General features: G+C 36.1%; 21 protein-coding genes and 1 rRNA gene. 13 read left to right on the forward strand and 9 right to left on the reverse strand.

Translation table 11 applies throughout. The annotated features are described in order from the left end of the window. Nucleotides 1-153: 153 nt before the first annotated feature. Both rrf and AN959_RS09660 read left to right on the forward strand, forming a co-directional pair. Nucleotides 154-269 (forward strand): 5S ribosomal RNA (gene rrf / locus AN959_RS09655). Nucleotides 270-824: 555 nt separating this feature from the next. After that, nucleotides 825-1,829, forward strand: coding sequence for a nuclease-related domain-containing protein (locus AN959_RS09660; protein WP_056830329.1), 1,005 nt, complete (start codon nucleotides 825-827; stop codon nucleotides 1,827-1,829). Between the two features lie 95 nt (nucleotides 1,830-1,924). Here AN959_RS09660 and AN959_RS09665 read toward each other — a convergent pair whose 3' ends face one another. After that, nucleotides 1,925-2,278, reverse strand: coding sequence for a VOC family protein (locus AN959_RS09665; protein ID WP_056830331.1), 354 nt, complete (start codon nucleotides 2,276-2,278; stop codon nucleotides 1,925-1,927). 138 nt (nucleotides 2,279-2,416) lie between these two features. Between AN959_RS09665 and AN959_RS09670 the strand changes: the two genes are divergently transcribed. The 6 genes from AN959_RS09670 (at nucleotide 2,417) to AN959_RS09695 (ending at nucleotide 6,537) form a co-directional block, all read left to right on the forward strand. Then, entirely contained in the window at nucleotides 2,417-3,283 is an 867-nt protein-coding gene (locus tag AN959_RS09670; protein ID WP_056830664.1) for a helix-turn-helix transcriptional regulator, read from the forward strand. A gap of 112 nt (nucleotides 3,284-3,395) precedes the next feature. Next, nucleotides 3,396-3,770, forward strand: a complete 375-nt coding sequence (locus AN959_RS09675; RefSeq protein WP_056830333.1) for a GntR family transcriptional regulator — start codon at nucleotides 3,396-3,398, stop codon at nucleotides 3,768-3,770. Further along, entirely contained in the window at nucleotides 3,767-4,645 is an 879-nt protein-coding gene (locus AN959_RS09680; protein ID WP_056830335.1) for an ATP-binding cassette domain-containing protein, read from the forward strand. The genes AN959_RS09675 and AN959_RS09680 overlap by 4 nt, the downstream gene beginning before the upstream one ends. Then, nucleotides 4,632-5,360, forward strand: coding sequence for a hypothetical protein (locus tag AN959_RS09685; RefSeq protein WP_056830337.1), 729 nt, complete (start codon nucleotides 4,632-4,634; stop codon nucleotides 5,358-5,360). The genes AN959_RS09680 and AN959_RS09685 overlap by 14 nt, the downstream gene beginning before the upstream one ends. Continuing rightward, nucleotides 5,357-6,052 (forward strand): hypothetical protein, encoded by a 696-nt coding sequence (locus AN959_RS09690; RefSeq protein ID WP_056830339.1) that lies wholly within the window; start codon nucleotides 5,357-5,359, stop codon nucleotides 6,050-6,052. The genes AN959_RS09685 and AN959_RS09690 overlap by 4 nt, the downstream gene beginning before the upstream one ends. Before the next feature lie 11 nt (nucleotides 6,053-6,063). Next, nucleotides 6,064-6,537 (forward strand): GNAT family N-acetyltransferase, encoded by a 474-nt coding sequence (locus tag AN959_RS09695; protein WP_056830341.1) that lies wholly within the window; start codon nucleotides 6,064-6,066, stop codon nucleotides 6,535-6,537. A 1-nt stretch (nucleotide 6,538) separates the two neighbouring features. On the opposite strand, the gene AN959_RS09700 is transcribed toward AN959_RS09695, so the two are convergent. Beyond that, a complete protein-coding gene (locus AN959_RS09700; RefSeq protein WP_056830343.1) occupies nucleotides 6,539-7,546 on the reverse strand; it encodes a sorbosone dehydrogenase family protein in 1,008 nt (335 codons plus the stop codon). Between the two features lie 163 nt (nucleotides 7,547-7,709). On the opposite strand from AN959_RS09700, the gene AN959_RS09705 reads away from it, so the two are divergent. Further along, the gene (locus tag AN959_RS09705; protein WP_056830345.1) at nucleotides 7,710-8,444 is read left to right on the forward strand and encodes a sulfite exporter TauE/SafE family protein; all 735 of its coding nucleotides are present in this window, start codon (nucleotides 7,710-7,712) and stop codon (nucleotides 8,442-8,444) included. A gap of 13 nt (nucleotides 8,445-8,457) precedes the next feature. Then, nucleotides 8,458-9,417 carry a D-2-hydroxyacid dehydrogenase family protein gene (locus tag AN959_RS09710; RefSeq protein ID WP_056830346.1) on the forward strand — a complete coding sequence of 320 codons (960 nt, stop codon included), beginning with the start codon at nucleotides 8,458-8,460 and terminating at the stop codon, nucleotides 9,415-9,417. Nucleotides 9,418-9,472: 55 nt separating this feature from the next. Here the strand turns inward: AN959_RS09710 and AN959_RS09715 are convergent, their stop codons facing one another. Continuing rightward, a complete protein-coding gene (locus tag AN959_RS09715) occupies nucleotides 9,473-11,635 on the reverse strand; it encodes a M28 family peptidase (RefSeq protein WP_056830348.1) in 2,163 nt (720 codons plus the stop codon). 117 nt (nucleotides 11,636-11,752) lie between these two features. Here AN959_RS09715 and AN959_RS09720 point away from each other — a divergent pair, with 117 nt between their 5' ends. After that, on the forward strand, nucleotides 11,753-12,367 hold the full coding sequence (locus AN959_RS09720) for a PH domain-containing protein (protein WP_056830350.1): 615 nt from the start codon (nucleotides 11,753-11,755) through the stop codon (nucleotides 12,365-12,367). A gap of 92 nt (nucleotides 12,368-12,459) precedes the next feature. Here AN959_RS09720 and AN959_RS09725 read toward each other — a convergent pair whose 3' ends face one another. Further along, nucleotides 12,460-12,741 (reverse strand): hypothetical protein, encoded by a 282-nt coding sequence (locus tag AN959_RS09725; RefSeq protein WP_156350766.1) that lies wholly within the window; start codon nucleotides 12,739-12,741, stop codon nucleotides 12,460-12,462. A gap of 17 nt (nucleotides 12,742-12,758) precedes the next feature. Between AN959_RS09725 and AN959_RS09730 the strand changes: the two genes are divergently transcribed. After that, nucleotides 12,759-13,601, forward strand: a complete 843-nt coding sequence (locus AN959_RS09730; RefSeq protein ID WP_056830354.1) for a MurR/RpiR family transcriptional regulator — start codon at nucleotides 12,759-12,761, stop codon at nucleotides 13,599-13,601. Between the two features lie 20 nt (nucleotides 13,602-13,621). Beyond that, nucleotides 13,622-14,734 (forward strand): M20 peptidase aminoacylase family protein, encoded by a 1,113-nt coding sequence (locus AN959_RS09735; RefSeq protein ID WP_056830666.1) that lies wholly within the window; start codon nucleotides 13,622-13,624, stop codon nucleotides 14,732-14,734. A 90-nt stretch (nucleotides 14,735-14,824) separates the two neighbouring features. Here AN959_RS09735 and menC read toward each other — a convergent pair whose 3' ends face one another. The 5 genes from menC to AN959_RS09760 all read right to left on the reverse strand — a co-directional run bounded on the left by menC (nucleotide 14,825) and on the right by AN959_RS09760 (nucleotide 19,872). Then, nucleotides 14,825-15,955, reverse strand: coding sequence for an o-succinylbenzoate synthase (gene menC / locus AN959_RS09740; RefSeq protein ID WP_056830356.1), 1,131 nt, complete (start codon nucleotides 15,953-15,955; stop codon nucleotides 14,825-14,827). 19 nt (nucleotides 15,956-15,974) lie between these two features. Further along, nucleotides 15,975-16,991: an ABC transporter ATP-binding protein gene (locus AN959_RS09745; RefSeq protein WP_056830358.1), complete on the reverse strand. Its 1,017-nt coding sequence runs from the start codon at nucleotides 16,989-16,991 to the stop codon at nucleotides 15,975-15,977. Continuing rightward, on the reverse strand, nucleotides 16,948-17,985 hold the full coding sequence (locus tag AN959_RS09750; protein ID WP_053591702.1) for an ABC transporter ATP-binding protein: 1,038 nt from the start codon (nucleotides 17,983-17,985) through the stop codon (nucleotides 16,948-16,950). The genes AN959_RS09745 and AN959_RS09750 overlap by 44 nt, the downstream gene beginning before the upstream one ends. Before the next feature lie 19 nt (nucleotides 17,986-18,004). Continuing rightward, nucleotides 18,005-18,856 (reverse strand): ABC transporter permease, encoded by an 852-nt coding sequence (locus AN959_RS09755; protein WP_056830669.1) that lies wholly within the window; start codon nucleotides 18,854-18,856, stop codon nucleotides 18,005-18,007. A 65-nt stretch (nucleotides 18,857-18,921) separates the two neighbouring features. Beyond that, entirely contained in the window at nucleotides 18,922-19,872 is a 951-nt protein-coding gene (locus AN959_RS09760) for an ABC transporter permease (protein ID WP_053591703.1), read from the reverse strand. Nucleotides 19,873-19,882 lie beyond the last annotated feature (10 nt).

Here is a 19,882-nt window from a genome sequence, read left to right on the forward strand (position 1 = left end):
AGTTTTGAGTGAACAAGCACTCTAATAAGAGGGTTTCTAGACACGAGTAATTCAAGGAAACGATTGAGAGAGGAAAGAAGCGTACTCAAGTACGTGACTGACCGAACGAATGAAGTTGACGAAGAAGTACGATGTGTATGGAAAGCCGAAGAGTCTAGTGATGATGGCGAAGAGGTCACACCCGTTCCCATACCGAACACGGAAGTTAAGCTCTTCAGCGCCGATGGTAGTTGGGGGTCTCCCCCTGTGAGAGTAGGACGTCGCTGGGCACTAGAAAAGTCGTTACCGAGTAATCGGTGGCGACTTTTTTCTTTTGTACTAAAAAAAGCTGAAGGCAAGAATTGTAGATAAACTAGCGAGAAAGTAGAGGAACAAATCAAGGAGGCAAGGGAGAGAGGCTTGGAGCGTTGATATAGAACGATCGCGGCTGACGAAGAAATCTGCCGTTCATCTGCATTCGCAGCACGAACACGGAAGTGAAGCTAGCGCGCAGCTAGTAGTTCGATGTTTCCCCTGTGAGAGTAGGACGTCGCTGGGCACTAGAAAAGTCGTTACCGAGTAATCGGTGGCGGCTTTTTTTTGTTTATTTTTTTATTTAGTGAAAAATGAAAAGGAATTTTAACTTATAAAGTGCGACATTTCCCGGGAAATACTGACAGTTACCGACATAAATTATAAAATCAAAAATTGAATTTTAATATATAATTTCGGCCTAAATTACAATTTTGAATTACTTTAATGTTCATAACAAAATTATCGTCATTTTTATACAATTTACATTATGAATATATATGATATGGTGCAACAAAGGGGTGAAGGAAGAATTGATTATAAAAAAACGTTCAATTGAACACAAATATATGGGGTTGAAGATACTCTACCACCGTCTACCAAAAGAGCATGCGATGAAACCATTGATAAATTCTAGGATGTTATCCGCAAAAGCTGGAATCATTGGAGAAACAATAGTAGAAGAGATATTTGAAAAATACCAATTTCCTTATGAATGTCGAATATTGCATGATGTGAGCCTATCTTCAAATGGTAAATTCCAAATGGATACTGTTTTTATTACTCCATATGGAATAGTTATTTTAGAATGTAAAAATGTTGTTGGGGAGTTGAGTTTTCAAAATGATCCCGCTTGTTTAGTCAGAAGGTTGGAGAATGGACAGGAGGATACTTTTGAAAGTCCAGAAGTACAGCTAAATCGAAATATATATCTACTTAGAGAATGGTTAAAAGATCGAGGAATTAGTTTACCCGTAAGTGGGGTGATTGTATTTAGTACAACTAAATCAAAAATTGTTAAACCTCCGCAGCATCTAGATGTTATTTATGCAACAAGTATTCCTGTTTATCTCCGACAGTTACAAACGCAGAAGGAATATTTGTCTGCTGATCAGATGGACTATTTAGTTAAAAATATTATGGAGTCTCATCAGTTTTATCTTCCTTACCCAATGTGCAGAAATTGGCGGATTGATCCTAGTGAATTGATTACTGGGGTTCAGTGTGGGAAATGTGAGAGTTTTGGTATGGAGAGAATTAAAAGAACTTGGTTATGCACAAATTGCAATTTTAAAGATGCACATGCACATATAAAGGCGATAATTGAGTGGTTTGTGCTGATTGGTGAAAAAATATCAAATAAAGAATGCTGTAAATTTTTGCATATTCATCAACATCAGACAGCGACTAGAATTATTCAAAGTATGGGATTAATAAGAATGGGAGAAGGAAAATCGACTAAATATAAAATGAATGAAAAAATGCTATATGGTCAGAAAACTATTTATGTGGACAGAAAAAATTTTATCCGGTCATAAATTCTTTTATCCGGACACATTTAATTCTATCCGGTCAGAAATATCATTATACGGTCACAAACAAGAAAAGCCCCTCCAAAGAGGGGCTTACCATTTTAAATTTCACTCATTAGTGCGTGGGTATTACCTTCCGTATCTTTAAAGAAGGCCATCCATGTTTCTACTTCTCCTATTTTAGCAACCATATGGGGTTCATCAATAAAAGTGGCTCCTGCTTCTTTCATGCGTGTTACTTCTCCATTTAAATCTTTTACTTGAAAGTATAATACGGAGCTTGGGTGATTGAACTCTTCTGTTTCGGGGCGGCTTAACAGTAGTCTCGTTCCTTCGCACTCAAAAAATGCTAATCCATTCGTTTCAAATAATAGTGGTAGTCCAATTACATTCTTATAAAACGCAACTGCGCGTTCTACAATTTCTACATTTACGGCAATTTGTCCGAGTTTCATTTGATAAACCCTCCATCTCTCCTTAATAAATTCTATATTACAGCCTAAAATCCTTTTACTATCGCAAAAAATATCAAAATCCCTCATAATAAGTCTATTAAAATAAGTGTATGAGGAGGTGCATGGGCAGTGGATATTATGCAAAAGACGATTAGTTGGTTAGAAACGAAACTGGAGGAACCAGTGAATAATGAAGAGATTGTTCAGTTAACGGGCTATTCGTTCTTTCACTTTCATCGTTTATTCCAAGGTAAAGTAGGCATGACGCTAAGTGAATATGTACGTCATAGAAGGCTGACGAACGCTGCAAATAAGCTAATATATACAGATACTCGAATACTAGATATTGCGTTTACTTACCAGTTTGAATCACAAGAGTCATTTACACGAGCCTTTCGAAAAGAATATGGCTTACCCCCAGGAAAGTATCGAGTGCTCATGCGAACTTTATTAGAAGAAAAAGATCAAAAGGAGGAAGAGATGATGGAAGGTTGGTTTTTAAGTGGTGCCCATAATAATAAGTATGAGATGAGTAGGGATTTTGAGAATGTCCATAAGGGTAGTGCTTCGGGATATTTAAGATCTGTAGCACCAGCCGTTCAAGGGGAATTTGGTACTGTCATGCAGCAGTTTCTTGCAAACGAATGGTGCGGGAAGCGAATGAAGTTATCTAGTTTTATTCAAACGAAAGAAGTGGAAGGTTTTGTTGGATTGTGGATGCGTGTAGACGGTAAAGATGGAGACACTATGCAATTTGATAATATGCAAAATCGTCCTATTACTGGGACATCTGCATGGAATCATTACTCTGTCGTATTAGATGTGCCACATAATGCACATTCTATTTATTTTGGGGTTATGCTTCAGGGTGTAGGAGAAGTGTGGATGGATGAATTTGCTTTTATGCAGGTGGATGATAAAACTCCTTCTACTAACATGATGGTATCAGAAGAAATGCCTAGTGAACCAGTGAACTTGAACTTTGAAAAGGAATTTGAAAATTAATCGCAATTCATTTAACCACATTCTATAAAAGAATGTGGTATTTTTTTGTAATTTAGTATATACTACATTACAACACTAATGTACTAACTCATATGAAAGTAGGTTGCTATAAGTGAATCTTGACTCAGATAGTTCGAAGCCCATTTATATTCAAATAGCGGAATGGATTGAGAATGAAATAATCGCTGATCGATTCCAAAGCGATGAAAAAGTACATTCTCAATATCAATTAGCGGACCTTTTTAATATTAATCCTGCAACTGCAGCAAAGGGTTTAACAATTCTTGTGGAAGATGAGATTTTATATAAAAAAAGAGGTCTTGGCATGTTCGTAGCTACCGAGGCAAAAGAAACAATTCTAAATAAGAGACGGGGGGAAACGCTGACACGGATGGCGATGGAACTTGTTTTAGAAGCTAGGAGACTTTCAGTGTCAGAAGAAGAACTCATCCAATTAATAAAAAGATGTGAGGAGGGGCAAAAATGAAGGTTATAGAATGCCAACATATAAAAAAGAGTTACAGGAAGATACATGCGCTTGAAGATATATCATTTCACATAGAAGACCATAAAATTACTGGATTAATTGGTCGTAATGGTGCTGGTAAAACAACATTACTTAAAATACTAGCAGGATTTATAAAAGAAGACGCTGGGCAGGTAAGAGTATTTTCTAATAAACCTTTTAATAATTTATGTGTTTCCGCGAACAGTATCTTAATAGACGATCAAATGAGCTTTCCCGATTCATATACGTTGGCAGATATTTTGAAAACTGCCCCAAGTTTCTACTCCAAATGGGATGCAGAACTAGCAGAACGATTATTTAACTATTTCAATTTGAATCCCAAACAGCAGCATTCAAAATTATCCACAGGAACACGAGGAACATTTAATATAATTTTTGGTTTAGCTACACGTTGTGAATTAACGATGTTTGATGAGCCGACGAATGGAATGGATGAAGCTGTACGAACTGATTTTTATAGAGCTTTGCTGAAAGAATACATAGCACATCCTCGCACAATTTTAATTTCTAGTCATCACCTAGCGGAGATAGAACATTTACTTGAAGATATTCTTTTGATTCATAAAGGCAAGGTAGTTTTTCATAAGTCTCTCGATGAAGTGAAGGAGTATGCAATTGGAATTCAAGGTCATACCGAAGAAGTGAAAAAATGGACATCTCAAAAAGAGATTCTACATACGAAACAACTTAATGATCAGCTTCTATATACTGTGGTGAAGAAGGATGGACCAATGCATCTAGAAGGAGTTAGTACAAAATCTATTTCAGCAAGTGATGTTTGTATGTATGTAACTAGTGATTCGAAAGGAGGGATTGATGATGTTTTTAACTAATAGTACTCTAGGAAAAGTAGTTATGACACAGGTTAAGTTCAAGATGAACGCTTACATGGGGGCAATATTATCGCTTATTTTCGTGCAGATAGTAGGACTTTTATTTTCTACGAATGGTTCGAGTACATTTGGAACTAGTATTAACAATATCCATATCCAAGTAATTACAATTTCAAATGATTTAGTATTGGTCTTTGTAGCAATTTGGGCTCTTTTTGTAGGAAATCTTATTACGACCAAAGCATATCGTTATGACGATTTTTCTTTTGTTACTACTCGCCTTAGCAGTAATTTAGCCAATATCCTTGTCCTTCTAATTATTAGTGTATTTGCTGGAGTGTCCACTTTTTTATCTAACTATGTTTTACGTGTATATCTTTCTTTATTTGGCAGTACAGAGTATATGAAAAGTCCAGGTGTTTTCGATGAACCCTTTAGTTCGATCGGTACGATAATTGCCATTACATTATTGATTTTGAGTTTTGCGTCGGGCGGTTATTTAGCTGGAATGCTTATACAAAATAGTAAACTATTTTTGTTTATAATCCCCATTATTGTATTATCTATACTGACGACAGAAATCGGGCAAAAACTAATTCAGATTCTCTTTATGAATGAATCAATATGGTTATTAATCGTTAATCTAATTTTTGTGTCAATAGTTTTCTTTGGAACTGCAATAGTCAGCTCTAATCGACTGGAGGTTAGACCATGACAGTAATTATGGCGTTCATACCTATATTATTAATTTTACTTTTTTCTTGGTTTATTCGTGTTGGGATGAAGAACTTATCGAAACGTATAGTTTTAACTAAACGCTTGGCAAAAGGAATTATTCTAAGCTATGTGAGTGTTCTCTTATTCGCAGTTATCTTATATGAATTAATGCCAGCTAATGAGGAAGAGATATTTACAAAATCTGATCTAGAAAAGCTAGAAAACGAAAATCAAGTATTTGATGAAGCGTTTAGAAAGAATGAAGTAAGCAAGCTTCATAAGGATTTTCTAGTGGAAGAATGGACGCACGAGATAGAGGGAGATACATTCCATATAGTATCTTCTAATCCAGATTATCTACCGGCAAAAGTATTTGTGGAATGGACTGACTCCAAGGAGAAACGAATAGAAGGTAAAATGTATCGTACAAATTTATTTATAAACGGAATGAATATGAAAGATAGAATTCCATTTTCAAAAGTTAAATGGGAAGGTGATCAATTAATAATAGAAATGCCTACCGAGCAAGAGTTTAAGTATTATCGTTTTTCAAACAATCTAGCAATTTTAACGAATAATGATGTCTTTCCAAGCAATGAAACAGTAATAGTTCATGGGGAAACATATTTATATTTGACAGTTCCAAAACATATGAACGTAGTAGATGAGATGGGATTACAATTGTATTAGGAGGAAAATTTATGATCACACTTGCCAAATATGAAACAATACATCGAGCAGCATTAGAGGATTATCCGCTTTCGGAGGAGCAGTTAGGATTCACAGGACATCCCCTTGAACTATTGGAACGTAGCGAGAGCAATACGACATATACGCCAATTGTTATAAAAGAAGATGATAGTGTGGCAGGTTTTTTTGTTTTGGATACGGGTGATGATAAATTCAACTATACCGATCACCAACAAAGCATTTTACTAAGAGGTTATTCGATCCATCCAGCATATCAAGGAAGAGGAATTGCTAAAACATCCATGATTCTACTAACGAAATATGTAAAAGAACACTTTCCGTTAGTAGAACAGGTTGTACTTGGTGTAAATGAAGCAAATAAAGCTGCGCAATCTGTCTATTTAAAATCTGGATTTATAGATGAAGGCACACGATTTACAGGAAGGTCTGGTGTACAAATTGCGATGTGCATACGAGTATCGTAGATTACTCAATCAATCGATAAAGCACATCGTCATCTTCTCTTGGTGACCCTCTTCCATCTGTATTATTCGTAACAAAATAAAGGGATTCTCCGTCTGAGTAAACATCTCGAATACGACCAAAACGACCAAAACCGGTGATAGAGCGTTCCACTTCTCCAGTGGAGACATCAATTACTTTTATCGCTTCTCCTCGAAGGGTAGCTACATATAATTTTCCCTTATGAAAACTGATACCTGAAGGAGCCCATGTCTCATTGGCACCGGAAGTGACGATAGGTGTAACATAACCATTTCTCCTTTCCGTGCCTTCTATAATGGGATAGCCATAATTTTTTCCTTGCTCGATTAAATTGACTTCATCATTAGCTGATTGTCCATGTTCGGCTTCATAAAGCTTTCCTTCTTTATCCCATGCCAATCCTTGTGGATTCCGATGACCTGTAGTATAAATCTCAAAAGTGCCATCTTCTTTCATTCGGACTATTTTTCCATTAAGGGAAGATGGGTCTTGGGCATTCTGGGGATTTCCAGCATCTCCAATAGTGATATAAAGAAGTCCATCTGGTCCGATTTCTAATCGACCTCCGTGATGGATGTTGCCAGTCGGGATACCGTCTAAATGAATAGCAGTCTCTCTCCACATGTCGTTTTCTAATTTAATGGTTACTACTCGATTGAAGGATTCCCCATTTTCATCATACGTATAATAAGCATAGGCTTCTTGTGAATCTATAAAATCGTTTTTTAATACAAAACCAAGTAAACCCGCTTCGGATGCGTCAGACAAATTATCTGAAAGCACCACTTCTTCATGCGTAAGATTGCCATCACTTGTCACTTTTGCAATCCTACCTACACGTTCGGAAATATAAAAAGTGTTTACATGCTGATTAATCGCCCATGGAATATCTAGGTTTGTTGCCACTTTCTCCGCAATAATTTCTCCATCTGAAATGGGTTCATTTGTACAACCAAATAAAATGAGTGATAAGAGTATTAGTCTCTTCAATGGATATCCCTCCTACTATTACTTCTTCCCTTTTCCTTATCTAATCTCCTTTAAATCTTGATAAGTTTTTCCTATGTAAATCGATAATAACTATTGAATTTACTTATCAATAATAGAGGCGTAAGCTAACCATATGATAGAAGTTTGGAAAGAAGGATAGACAATGGAATTTTTCATATTTTTTTTGATCGGAATTGCAGGTAATGTAGTCGGTACATTGGTCGGTGGAGGGGGACTGATAAGCTTACCGACGATGTTACTTATGGGATTACCAGTGCATTCGGCAATCGGTGCAAACAAGGTTTCCAATACGGTCAGTTCTCTCTCAAGCTTTCTTGTTATCTTTAAGGAAAAAGAAGTTTCTGTGAAAGAAGCACTGTCGGTCCTTGTGTTTTGTTTAGGGGGAGGTATTTTAGGTGGACTAATTGCGTCTCTATTAAGCGGAAGTACACTGACCATCATTGCCATCATTTTATTAAGCTTTGCGTTTGTAACTTCCTTCATGGGAAAAGGGAATTTTGATGGGACGGAACAATTTAATGTTAATAAGAGAACAGGACCTGCACTGCTAGGTATAGGCATGTACGATGGAATGTTTGGTCCAGGGAGCAGCACACTTGCTATGTACTTATATGCAAGCCAAAAAATTGCATATATACGAGCAATCGGCTTAGCTAGAATTGGAGTTTTTGCGAGTTGCTTTGGATCAGCCATTACGTATATCTCAACTGGTAAAATCATTTGGCCACTTACATTAGCATTAATGCTGGGAGCAATTGTAGGTGCTCAGGTTGGAGTAAGACTAGCTCGCAAATTAAAAACCGAGCATGTGAAACCACTTCTTAGACTAGTAACAGTTCTTTTAATCGTGCAAATTATGGTCGATTATTTTAAATAGTGGGGGAGAATAAATGAAATTGCGTTGTGCTATTCTAGATGATTATCAAAATGTTGCCCTTAAGATGGCAGACTGGTCCAATATTTTGGATGAAGTAGAGGTAAAATCTTTTCAAAATCATTTTGAAAAGGAAGAGGAGCTCATTTATGCATTAAATGACTTTGAAATAGTAGTAATCATGCGTGAGCGTACACCATTTACTGCATCTTTGTTTAAAAAGCTACCAAAACTAAAATTACTCATCACATCAGGTATGAGAAATGCTTCTATTGACCTTCCGGCTGCAACAAAACATGGAGTAGCGGTATGTGGAACAGCAAGCATGTCTGAGCCGCCAACCGAACTGACTTGGGCTCTTATCTTAAATCTTGCTCGCCAAATTACAAAAGAAAATAATGAATTTCGAAATGATGGACCTTGGCAGAGCACGGTCGGGTCCGATTTATATGGAAAACGTCTTGGGATTCTTGGACTTGGAAAAATAGGGAGTAAGATGGCAATGATTGCGCAAGCATTCGGTATGGAAGTTATAGCGTGGAGTCAAAACTTAAAGAAAGAACAAACAGACAATCTTGGTGTACAACTTGCAACTTCAAAAGAGGAGTTACTTGAAACGAGTGACTTTGTTTCCATTCATCTTGTACTAAGTGATCGAACAAGAGGTGTGATTGGTGAGAAAGAATTGAAGCTGATGAAACCATCAGCTTATCTTGTTAATACTTCTCGCGCAGCTATCGTTGACCAAGATGCACTCATCCATGCTTTACGAGAAAACTGGATCGCAGGAGCAGGGATAGATGTATTTGACACCGAGCCACTTCCAATAAGTCATCCTTTCCGCGCTCTGCCAAATGTGGTTGCAACTCCTCATCTTGGTTATGTAAGCGAAAGAAATTACAGCACTTATTTTAAAGAAACAGTAGAAGATATCCAGGCATTCTTGGAAGGAAAAGTTATTCGGCAGTTGAATTAAATAAGAAAAAAGCTGTCCATTGAGTTTAATTACTCCTATGGACAGCTTTTTCGATTTATTTTAATTTGGCCAACATCTCACCAAGTTCTTTTATACTAGCAGTTTCATCGGAAACGGTTGTTTTTAATAGTTCCTTTTGTCTTTCTAATGTTTCATTCAAAGTTGAGATCTCTGCAGACACATCCGCATCAGCTAGATCTCTTTTTTCTTTCAGCGATTTAATTGTATCGAATAAATCTTCATGGCCAACAATTCTGCCTTCACCCCACATAAGTTTTTCCTTTGGAGCTTCAAGCACATAGTCCGTGAAATAATCGAATACTTCTTTTTCAAAATCATATGCGTACCAGTTGTTATCGATTGCCCATAGGTACTCGTCCAGTGGGGTAGCGATATCACCTTGGTTTAACGCATCAATAGATAATGTTAAATTATCTATATTACTTTGTGCGTGTTCGTGAGGGAATATTAGAACGTCTTCCCATGTTAAACGTGTGAAATTATCTTCCGCATATTTAAATGCAGCAAGTAAGCCACTGTTCAACTCACGGCTTTCATCGTAAAGCTTTTTAGCTGTTTCAGAGTCACCTTCTGTTAACGCTGCTAGATAATCTTCATTAATCTTTGCTACCTTCGCATTTACTTCTTCTGTAATTGCTAGAGTACGATCAATTTCTGCAACAAGCTCGTCCGAAGAAACAGCAGCTTTTTCAAATGTTTCTGCATTGATTTTTTCTTTCAATGCTTGTAATCGATTTGTGAAGTCTAGTGGTACGACTGCAGTTTGATCATATTTCATAGTGAGTAAACCGTATAAATTTAAGTGGAATTTAAAAGCATCTTCATTATACGTTTCTTCATTGTCAAATTGAGAGTGATAATGCGAACGCATGAATTCACTATCTTGGAAATCATTACGCAGTGCGGGAACCCCAGCAATGCCAAAAGAGAAGTCATCAGACCAAGTACGTAGTGGGGAAACGACGGAAATACCATCTTTATATACACCATCTACAGCTGGGACTGTCTCCGCAAATCTCGTTAAATAGTTATCTAACTCATATACAGAGCGGATTTCATCTTGGGTAGTATGTTCATAAGCGGGAAGCTCAAAGTTCATATTAGCAAATGCTTTTCCAACCCATTCCGGGTGGATATTGAAGATTTGATTGTATGCGCCTGTTGACCAGTCATAACGAGAGTTGGAAACGCCCCATTCTTCTGCAGCAAGTGCATTGAAAATAATCGTTTTTTCTGGTTTGTAGCCGCTATCAACTAAACCTTTCGCAACACCCATCATTAAACCGATTGCGGCATTGTCATCCTGGAATCCAGTAAAATAAGAATCATAATGTGCAGATAGAATAATATAAGACTCAGGATCTTTTCCGATGATTTTACCGTAATAGTTATATGATTTCCCATCCATCTTCACGGTTGATTTTGCATCGAATTTAACTTTTATGGAACCATTCTCACTGGCTTCTAAAGCTTTCTTTAAACTATTACCGTCTGTTTGGGACATAGAAAATGCAGGTGCATCATCCGGGCCACAGATATCTTGGGCATTCAATGCATCTGGGTCCGCTTCACCGTAGCCAGCTTCTTGTACTGCAATTACTGCAGCAGCCCCTTTTAAATGCGCTTGATAAGCAGGGTAATTGATCCACCATTCCTCACGCTGGTTGATGTCTATTAAAACGAGTTTACCTTCAATATCAAGTCCAGCAAGTTCTTCTGCAGTACCTTTACCTGCATAGACGATATCTAATTCCTTCACGCCGTTAGTATCAAAGTTAACTTGGTAACCACCTAAAACAGCTAAATGCTCCTTGCCGTTTTCGTCTGTGAATGTTAAATCTGCTTTCTCAAATTCCCAAGTATCTAAAGTGAATTCATCCTTGGTTACTTCGGTTAAGCCAATTTTTTTCATTTCTTCTCCAATTTTTTCACCAGTTTTTAACTCTGCCTCGGAGCCAGCAGTGCGATATCCTAGTTTTTCATTGGTCTTAAATTCTTCTAAGCTTTTCGTGAATTCATATGCATAATCCACATCTACTGCAGATAGATAATTTTCATTTTTACCTTCCAAAGTAACATCCTTTCCTTCTTGGACAGTCTCTTCTTTCTTGTCAGAAGATTCCTCTTTAGGTGTACATGCTACAAGCGACATACCAACTAACATCGCCAAAGTAAGGCAGCTAACAAACTTTTTCAATTGATCACATTCCTTTACTAAAAATTTAAAAAATTCTTTATAGTTAAGAATTCCCTTCATTGCCCAAGCTAAACTATGATAATCTTAAATTAGTATAAAATCAAGGGGGTAAATCAAATGCTAAAAAAATTAGCATCAGACGCATTAGGCTTATCGGATATTGGAATAGTTGTACCGAAAACAGAATTTGATAAAACAGAATCAGACGATTTTGTGATGCACGAATCAGGTGAGGTTATTTATTTCCTTATCAAAACAAAAGCGGATGAATATTGCTTCACAAATAAAGCGCTTATTCATGTAGATGGTCAAAACGCAATGAGTAAGAAAAGAATGCTAAGAAGATACGATTATGCCTATCACCCAATTACAGACGTAGCACTTGAAACAGCAGGAACAATTGATCTAGATGTAGAAATCAAATTCACGATCGGCAATGTCCCTTTATCAATTGATATTCATAAAAAATTCTCAACGGAAATAAAAGACTTATATAAAGTAATTCACACTATTTCTGTTGAAATGAAAGAAAACGCTAAGAAATATGATATTGCCCAAAATAGCTTAGGATACGCAGCACAATCCATCGGCAAAATTGAAAGTAGAGAAGTGACTCCTGCTGGTTCATTTGAAGAGATTACTCGCTTCGCAACAGAATGGTTACTTAATCAAAAGGATAAATACGTTAAAAAAGATTTTGCAGACGTTTTTGAACTATATATTAATGAATAAAACAAGAAGAGCCTCCGATGAATGTCGGGGGCTTTTGTTGTGACCGGATGAATAAACTTTGGTTACTTGTAATAAAAAACGTACTTAATCAACTATCCTTCTTCAATTTTTTCAACAGTTTTTAACTCTGGCTCGGAGCCAGCAGTGCGATATCCTAGTTTTTCATTGGTCTTAAATTCTTCTAATCCTTTCGTAAATTCATATGCATAATCCACATTTTTACCTTCCAAAGTAACATCCTTTCCTTCTTGGACAGTCTCTTCTTTACCACATTGATTGAGAACATAATTGTTAAGTTGTGAATCTTCAGATAAAATGGTATGATAATAAAGGGAAACCTTATTTAATTTATAAAATAAAAGGAAATCCTTCAAAAAGGAGAACATCGAATATGTATGACTATGAAATTAGAGTAAAGGAACACTTCAATACTCTTTCGAACAGTTTGAAGAAAGTAGCTGAACTATTAAAAGAGCATCCCTTCGTTTTTGCATCTAACTCTGCTGAAAAGATTGGAAAAATAATAGGAGTAAGTGAAACGAGTGTAATAAGACTGGCATATTCTTTAGGTTATAAAAGCTTTTTAGAATTACAAAAGGAGGTTAGATCTTCAGTATTTGAACTGAAATCTACCATATTGGATTATGAATCAGATATGATAGATACACCTGAGGAGTCTACAATTTTTGAACAAGTAATGCTTAGGGATCAAGTAAATATTAAAAGAACCACTCAATCTATTCAAAAATCTGATTTTGATGAAGCTATTAATAAAATCTATAATGCAAAACAAATAGTGGTAGTTGGAAACGGGGCGTCTTATGGTTTAGCTCACTGGTTTTGCTTCACCTTAAATACAATAAGAGGTAATAGTAAATTAATTAACTTAAATATGGATGATTACTTTTCTTTACAGAAACTAGATGAAGAGTGTGTATTAATTGCGTTTTCATTTAGTAGATACATGGTCCAAACATTACATGTGGCGGAAGAGTTAAAAAGGAAAAATGTATTTGTAATTGGCATTACTGATTCTGAAATTTCCCCAATCTCAGAGCATACAAGTTTACTGTTCTCAACTAAACTTGCCTATATGTCCACATTAGATTCTGCTCCGGTTGTAACTTCTTTTTTAAATGCACTCTTAGCAGGGGTAATCTTAAAGGATTCTGATAAGTATAAAAAGCAAAGGGCCTCTTATGAACAAACATATAGTAAATTGTTTTTTAATTAATAAAAGGAGGATTTACATTGATTAGCACTATTGAGGTAGAGAATGATCTGAAAGAAATTTTCGCACATTTACATGAACATCCGGAAACTAGTTGGAATGAAGTTCAGACTACAAAGTATATTATAGATTTACTTGAAAAGGAAGGTTGTCGAGTCACTAGCTTTAGTGATTGTACTGGACTATTTGCAGATATAGGGACAGGGAAGCCGGTAGTTGCAATTAGAGCAGATATGGACGCACTTTGGCAAGAAGTAGATGGTGTATTTAGAGCAAATCATTCGTGTGGACATGATGCTCACATGACAATGGTAATTGGAGCAATTCGACTCCTTTTGGCATCTAAATTCAACGGAACAGTGCGATTTATATTTCAGCCAGCAGAAGAAAAAGGAAACGGTGCATTGAAAATGGTAGAAAAGGGAGCAATATATGATGTAGATTATCTATTTGGTATTCATTTGAGACCTATTCAAGAGCTAAACACAGGATTTGCTACCCCTATAATTGTACATGGAGCTGGTTGTTTTATGCATGCAACTATTTCTGGAGATGACAGTCATGGTGCGAGACCTCATCTAACATCGAATGCGGTTGATATCATCACTTCTGTTAATCATTTATTTAAATTTATCAATGTGGATCCGCAAGTTCCCTCATCTATCAAAATAACATCCATACAAGCAGGAGGGGATAATAAAAATATTATACCTGGAAATGGAAATTTTAGTGTTGATATGAGAGCACAAAATAATGAAACAATGAGTCTTTTAAAAGAAAAAGCACTCAAGATAATTGAAGACGTTCAACATTTATATAATACGAAAATTGATTATTATTTTGAGTCAGAATTACCTGCAGCTATAGTAAATGATGAAGCACAAGAAATAATGAGAAAAGCGATTATTAAGGTAATAGGAATAGAAAAATGCACTAAACCACTTATAACTTCTGGTGGGGATGATTTTCATTTTTATACAATTAAGAAACCAGAATTGAAAGCGACCATGATAGGACTAGGTTGTGATTTATCCCCAGGATTGCATCACCCTAAAATGTCATTTAACCATGGTATGCTATTTACAGGTTCAGAGATTTTAAAGGAAGCAGTACTTATAGCTTTAGAAAATAACTAAAAGGATCCTCTCGTAATCGATTTAATCGGTTAAAAGAGGATTTTTTCTATAAAAAAAACCCGCCTAATAAATTAGGTAGGTTTCGTGTTATTAGTTAGACAGACTTAGTGATTCTTCGGTAAACTCAATTTTTTCTATTGTATATTCATCTAAAGCATAAATATCAATATCATAGCCTATACCTGGGGAAGTAGGTATTTTAATATGTCCTTTTTCATCCATAGTAACCTCAGGTTTAATGATGTCTTTCACCCAATAACGGGCAGAAGGGGCTGTATCTCCTGGGATGCTGAAATTCGCTAGTGAAGTAATAGCTATATTATGAGCTCTTCCTATACCAGATTCTAACATGCCTCCGCACCATACAGGTATATTATTTTCTTGGCAAAGGTCATGAATTTTAATGGCTTCTGAAATACCGCCAACACGACCTATTTTAATATTAATAATTTTACAGCTTCCAAGTTCAATTGCTTTTCGGGCATCTTCTACAGAATGTATACTTTCGTCTAAACATATTGGGGTTTGAATAGCTTTTTGTAAAATAGCATGATCGATAATATCATCATGCGCCAATGGCTGTTCAATCATCATTAAGTTCAAACTATCTATTTCCTTAAATAACTCAATATGATCTAAAGTGTAAGCAGAGTTAGCATCAGCCATAACGGGTATATCTCCAAACTTTTCACGAACACTACGGAGATATTCTATATCTTTTCCAGGCATAATTTTGATTTTAATCTTTTTAAATCCTTGTCGTAATGATTCTTCTACTCTATCTAATAAATCTTCTTTCGTTTCTTGAATTCCAATACTTACTCCAACGGCGATTTCTGATTTTTTTCCACCTACAACTTCTGCAAGAGGTTTGTCCTGTGTTTTTGCATAAAGGTCCCAAAGAGCACCTTCAATTGCAGATTTCGCCATATTGTTTCTGCGAATACGACTAAACAATTTATTTGCTTCATCAGGATGTTGAATATTTTTTCCAAGAATAAGTGGTAATAGAAATTCTTTTGTAATTGCAATAGCAGTGGAAACTGTTTCTTCACTGTAATACGGATTAGAACTAACAACACATTCGCCATATCCAATATGATTTCCACTGTATATCTCAGTAATTAGAAATAATCGCTCCTGTTGTGTACCGAAACTCGTTTGAAAAGGAAATTTTAAATCCATCTTCATTTTTCGAATTACCACTTTTTCAATTAACATTTAATTACCTCCAAGTATATTAGTAAAGATGGCAAGCCACTTTATGTCCGTTGTCTATCGTTTTTAATACTGGTTCTGCTTGTTTACATATATCCGTAGCAAACGGACATCTGGTATGAAATACGCAACCTTTTGGTGGATTTACAGGTGATGGTAGTTCACCGATAAGTTTAATTTTTTCACGTTTAACAAATGGATTGGCTACCGGAATTGCTGAGAGTAAAGCTTTTGTATAGGGATGTAATGGGTTTGCATATAACTCATCAGTAGGAGATTCTTCTACTAGTTTTCCGAGATACATTACACCAATACGATCTGAAATATGTCGAACAACACCAAGATCATGTGAAATAAATAAATAGGTTAAGTTAAAATCTTCTTGTATATCTTCTAATAGGTTTAGTACCTGTGATTGAATAGATACATCTAGTGCTGATACAGGTTCATCACATATAATGACACTAGGATTGATAATTAAAGCCCTTGCTAATCCGATTCGTTGTCGTTGACCACCAGAGAATTCATGAGGAAAGCGATAATAGTGTTCTTTTTGAAAACCAACTTTGTTTAAGATATTCATAACTTGTTCTGTTCGTTCTTTTTTGTTTCCCAATTTATGAATTTTAAGTGTCTCTTCAAGTATTGCCCCAATGCGTTTCCTAGGATTAAGGGATGAATAAGGATCTTGAAAAACCATTTGTAATTCTCGTCGAATATTTCTTAAATTGTTTCCTTTTAATTTGTTGATATCTTTTCCTTGATATATTACTTCACCTTCTGTAGGCTCAAGTAATCTTAAAATTGTACGACCAGTTGTACTTTTTCCACAACCGGATTCACCAACCAATCCATATGTTTCTCCTCGAAATAGACAGAAGGAAACATCATTTACAGCTTGTACTTGTGAAATTTTATTATTTAAAGATCCAATAATAGGAAAGTATTTTTTTAGATTTTTAACTTCTAAAATAACATCTTTAGGTGCTTCTGTTTTAGAAGGAGACTGCGGTACTACTTGACTTATTTCTGAAACCATTCATCACACCACCTTTTTCTTGAATCTCTTTGAAATGCCAACAGCGTACCTTGCGGTCATTATCATAAGACTCTAATTGAGGCATCTTTTCTCTACATAGGCTGGTTGCAAATTCACAACGAGGTGCAAAACGACATCCCGGTGGAATTTGGGTTAAAGTCGGTACCTTCCCTTCTATGACATAAAGTTTTTCATCACGAGGACCTTCGATATGCGGAATTGATTTTAAAAGTCCTTGGGTATAAGGATGAAGAGGAGAGGTGAAAATAAACTCCACCGAGGCTTCTTCAATTACTTGACCCAAGTACATAACAACAACTTTTGTACAAACTTCCGCAACCACACCTAAATCATGTGTAATCATTATGGTACCCATATTAAATTCGTCTTTTAGGTCATTAATTAAATCTAAAATTTGTGACTGGGTTGTTACATCAAGCGCGGTAGTTGGTTCATCAGCAATTAACAATTTTGGTCTACATGACAGTGCCATTGCAATCATGACACGCTGTCTCATCCCTCCAGAAAGCTCATGAGGATATTCATTCACTCGTTTTTCAGGAAGTGGTATGCCTGTTAATCTAAGCATTTCAATTGCTTTTTCTTCCGCTTCTTTCTTCGATAAGTTTTGATGGAGCAATAATGCTTCAACTATCTGATTGCCTACTGTATAAACTGGATTTAAGGAACTCATTGGATCTTGGAAAATCATCGATATCTCATTTCCGCGTAGTTTCTGTAAATCTCTATAACTAAAATTTAAAATATCTTTATTCACAAATAGAATATTACCTTCATAACTAGTATTCTTTTCATCCAGGAGGCGAAGTATAGACTCTGCAGTTACACTTTTACCACAACCGGATTCACCTACAACGCCTACAGTTTCACCTTGTTTGACAGAAAACGATACATCATCAACAGCTGTGACAGTTCCATTCTCCGTATTAAAATGAATCTTTAAATTTCTTACTTCTAACAGTATGTCTGACATCGAATCACCACGCAGTTTCTTATTTTTTTGCCTTATTATTATGTGGGTCTAATAAATCTCTAAGTCCATCTCCAAAAAGATTTAGCCCAAAGACTGTAAGCATAATAGCGATACCAGGGAAAAGTGTCATCCACCAAGCGTTAAATATTACAGTTTTTCCGTCAAATAACAGGTTTCCCCAACTAGGATCAGGAGAAGGAATACCAGCACCTAAAAAACTTAATGCTGCTTCAATGATTATCGAGTCAGCAAATATAAAAGTGGCTTGCACAATAAGTGGTGATAAAACGTTTGGAGCAATATTTAACCAAATTATTCTTGATGAACTTGCTCCTTGTGCCCTTAATGCCTCCACATAGGTTTGCTCCTTTACAACTAATGCAGCAGAGCGTACAGTTCTTGCTACGGAAGGAGTAAAAACAATGGTTAGAGCAATTATGACGTTTTCTAATCTAGGTCCAAGGGAAGCCATTATTGCGATTGCTAAAAGAATTGCTGGGAAGGCCATCAGACCATCTGAAATTCTCATCAATATACCGTCTAATCTCTTGAAATAAGCAGAATACAGACCAATAATCATTCCTAGGATAGAGGTAATAATGGCTACCGCAAAGCCAATTACTAAGGAGACTCTTGCACCGTGAACAACCCTGCTAAATAGGTCTCTACCGTAGTTGTCAGTTCCCAAAAAATGTTCTCCACTTGGTGCTTTAAGCCTTTTCATAGCATCTAACTCATATGGAGTAAAAGAAGTAAAGAAAGGAGCTATAATCGCTAGCAAAATAATTACGATCATTATGATTGAACCAGATAGTGCAAGTTTATTTGAAAGAAATCGTTTTATCAAAAGGTCTCTATGTTTCTTTTTCATCTCACTTTTCAAAGCATTTAGTTGTTCATTAGTAATTACATTTTGCACTTCATGTCAACTCCTTTCTATTTTCTACCCAATCGAACACGTGGGTCGATAATGCCGTATAGTAAGTCGATGACTAAGTTGATCAGTACATAACTCACAGCTATTAACATAACGGAGCCTTGTATAACAGCGAAGTCCCGTCGCTCTACGGAGTTGATGATTAGTTGTCCAATACCTGGAATGTTAAAGACTGTTTCAACAACAGCGGCACCTGCAACAAGTGTTCCAAAAGTTTGTCCGATAATTGTAAGAATAGGGATAAAAGCATTTCTCAAAGTATGTTTAATTACAATTAGAGTCTCTTTTACTCCTTTTGAACGTGCAGTTTTAATATAGTTTGCATTTAATACATCTAGCATCGAAGATCGAGTCATTCTAGCTATTAGGGCAGCTTGCATTGCGCCAAGTGCTATTGCTGGAAGAATTAAATATTTTACATGGTCAAATAGTCCTTCACTAATTGGCTTATATCCTGCTACAGGAAGCCATTTAAGTTCAACACCAACCAACAAAATTAAGAATAAGCCAAGTAGAAAACTTGGGACGGAAATACCCAGTAAGGAAATTCCCATAAAGCTTTGATCCAAAAATGATCCTCTAAACTTTGCAGCAAGAATACCAAGAGGAATTGCAACTACGATTGCAAGAAATTGTGCCATTATTGCTAAGGATAGAGTAGGTCCCAAATGTTCAAAAAAAGCTTGTGAAACAGGTTGTTTCATAAAAATGGAAGTACCTAGATCACCTCGTAGTATATTACCAAACCAAGAGACAAACTGTTCAATTGGTGGCCGGTTTAATCCGAGCTCTTCTCTGAGCTCGGCAACCTCTTCAGGTGATGCTTCTGGTCCTAAAATTACAGCAGCTGGATCACCAGGAGTTATATGCATTAATAGGAACACAACCACGGCTACTACTAGTAGAACAGGTATTAAAGATAATAAACGTTTTAAAATATAGCCTTTCAAGTGATCATCT

Origin of the sequence: Psychrobacillus sp. FJAT-21963 (assembly GCF_001420585.1) — a bacterium.
Taxonomy (GTDB): domain Bacteria; phylum Bacillota; class Bacilli; order Bacillales_A; family Planococcaceae; genus Psychrobacillus.

What these genes read in the sequence shown, in the direction of transcription:
- AN959_RS09665 (WP_056830331.1), bottom strand. Translation starts at nt 2,278, where the DNA reads ATGAAACTCGGACAAATTGCCGTAAATGTAGAAATTGTAGAACGCGCA.
- menC (WP_056830356.1), bottom strand. Translation starts at nt 15,955, where the DNA reads ATGTTAATTGAAAAAGTGGTAATTCGAAAAATGAAGATGGATTTAAAA.
- AN959_RS09705 (WP_056830345.1), top strand. Translation starts at nt 7,710, where the DNA reads ATGGAATTTTTCATATTTTTTTTGATCGGAATTGCAGGTAATGTAGTC.
- AN959_RS09690 (WP_056830339.1), top strand. Translation starts at nt 5,357, where the DNA reads ATGACAGTAATTATGGCGTTCATACCTATATTATTAATTTTACTTTTT.
- AN959_RS09685 (WP_056830337.1), top strand. Translation starts at nt 4,632, where the DNA reads ATGTTTTTAACTAATAGTACTCTAGGAAAAGTAGTTATGACACAGGTT.
- AN959_RS09670 (WP_056830664.1), top strand. Translation starts at nt 2,417, where the DNA reads ATGCAAAAGACGATTAGTTGGTTAGAAACGAAACTGGAGGAACCAGTG.
- AN959_RS09730 (WP_056830354.1), top strand. Translation starts at nt 12,759, where the DNA reads ATGTATGACTATGAAATTAGAGTAAAGGAACACTTCAATACTCTTTCG.
- AN959_RS09755 (WP_056830669.1), bottom strand. Translation starts at nt 18,856, where the DNA reads ATGAAAAAGAAACATAGAGACCTTTTGATAAAACGATTTCTTTCAAAT.
- AN959_RS09720 (WP_056830350.1), top strand. Translation starts at nt 11,753, where the DNA reads ATGCTAAAAAAATTAGCATCAGACGCATTAGGCTTATCGGATATTGGA.
- AN959_RS09680 (WP_056830335.1), top strand. Translation starts at nt 3,767, where the DNA reads ATGAAGGTTATAGAATGCCAACATATAAAAAAGAGTTACAGGAAGATA.
- AN959_RS09745 (WP_056830358.1), bottom strand. Translation starts at nt 16,991, where the DNA reads ATGGTTTCAGAAATAAGTCAAGTAGTACCGCAGTCTCCTTCTAAAACA.
- AN959_RS09750 (WP_053591702.1), bottom strand. Translation starts at nt 17,985, where the DNA reads ATGTCAGACATACTGTTAGAAGTAAGAAATTTAAAGATTCATTTTAAT.
- AN959_RS09710 (WP_056830346.1), top strand. Translation starts at nt 8,458, where the DNA reads ATGAAATTGCGTTGTGCTATTCTAGATGATTATCAAAATGTTGCCCTT.
- AN959_RS09695 (WP_056830341.1), top strand. Translation starts at nt 6,064, where the DNA reads ATGATCACACTTGCCAAATATGAAACAATACATCGAGCAGCATTAGAG.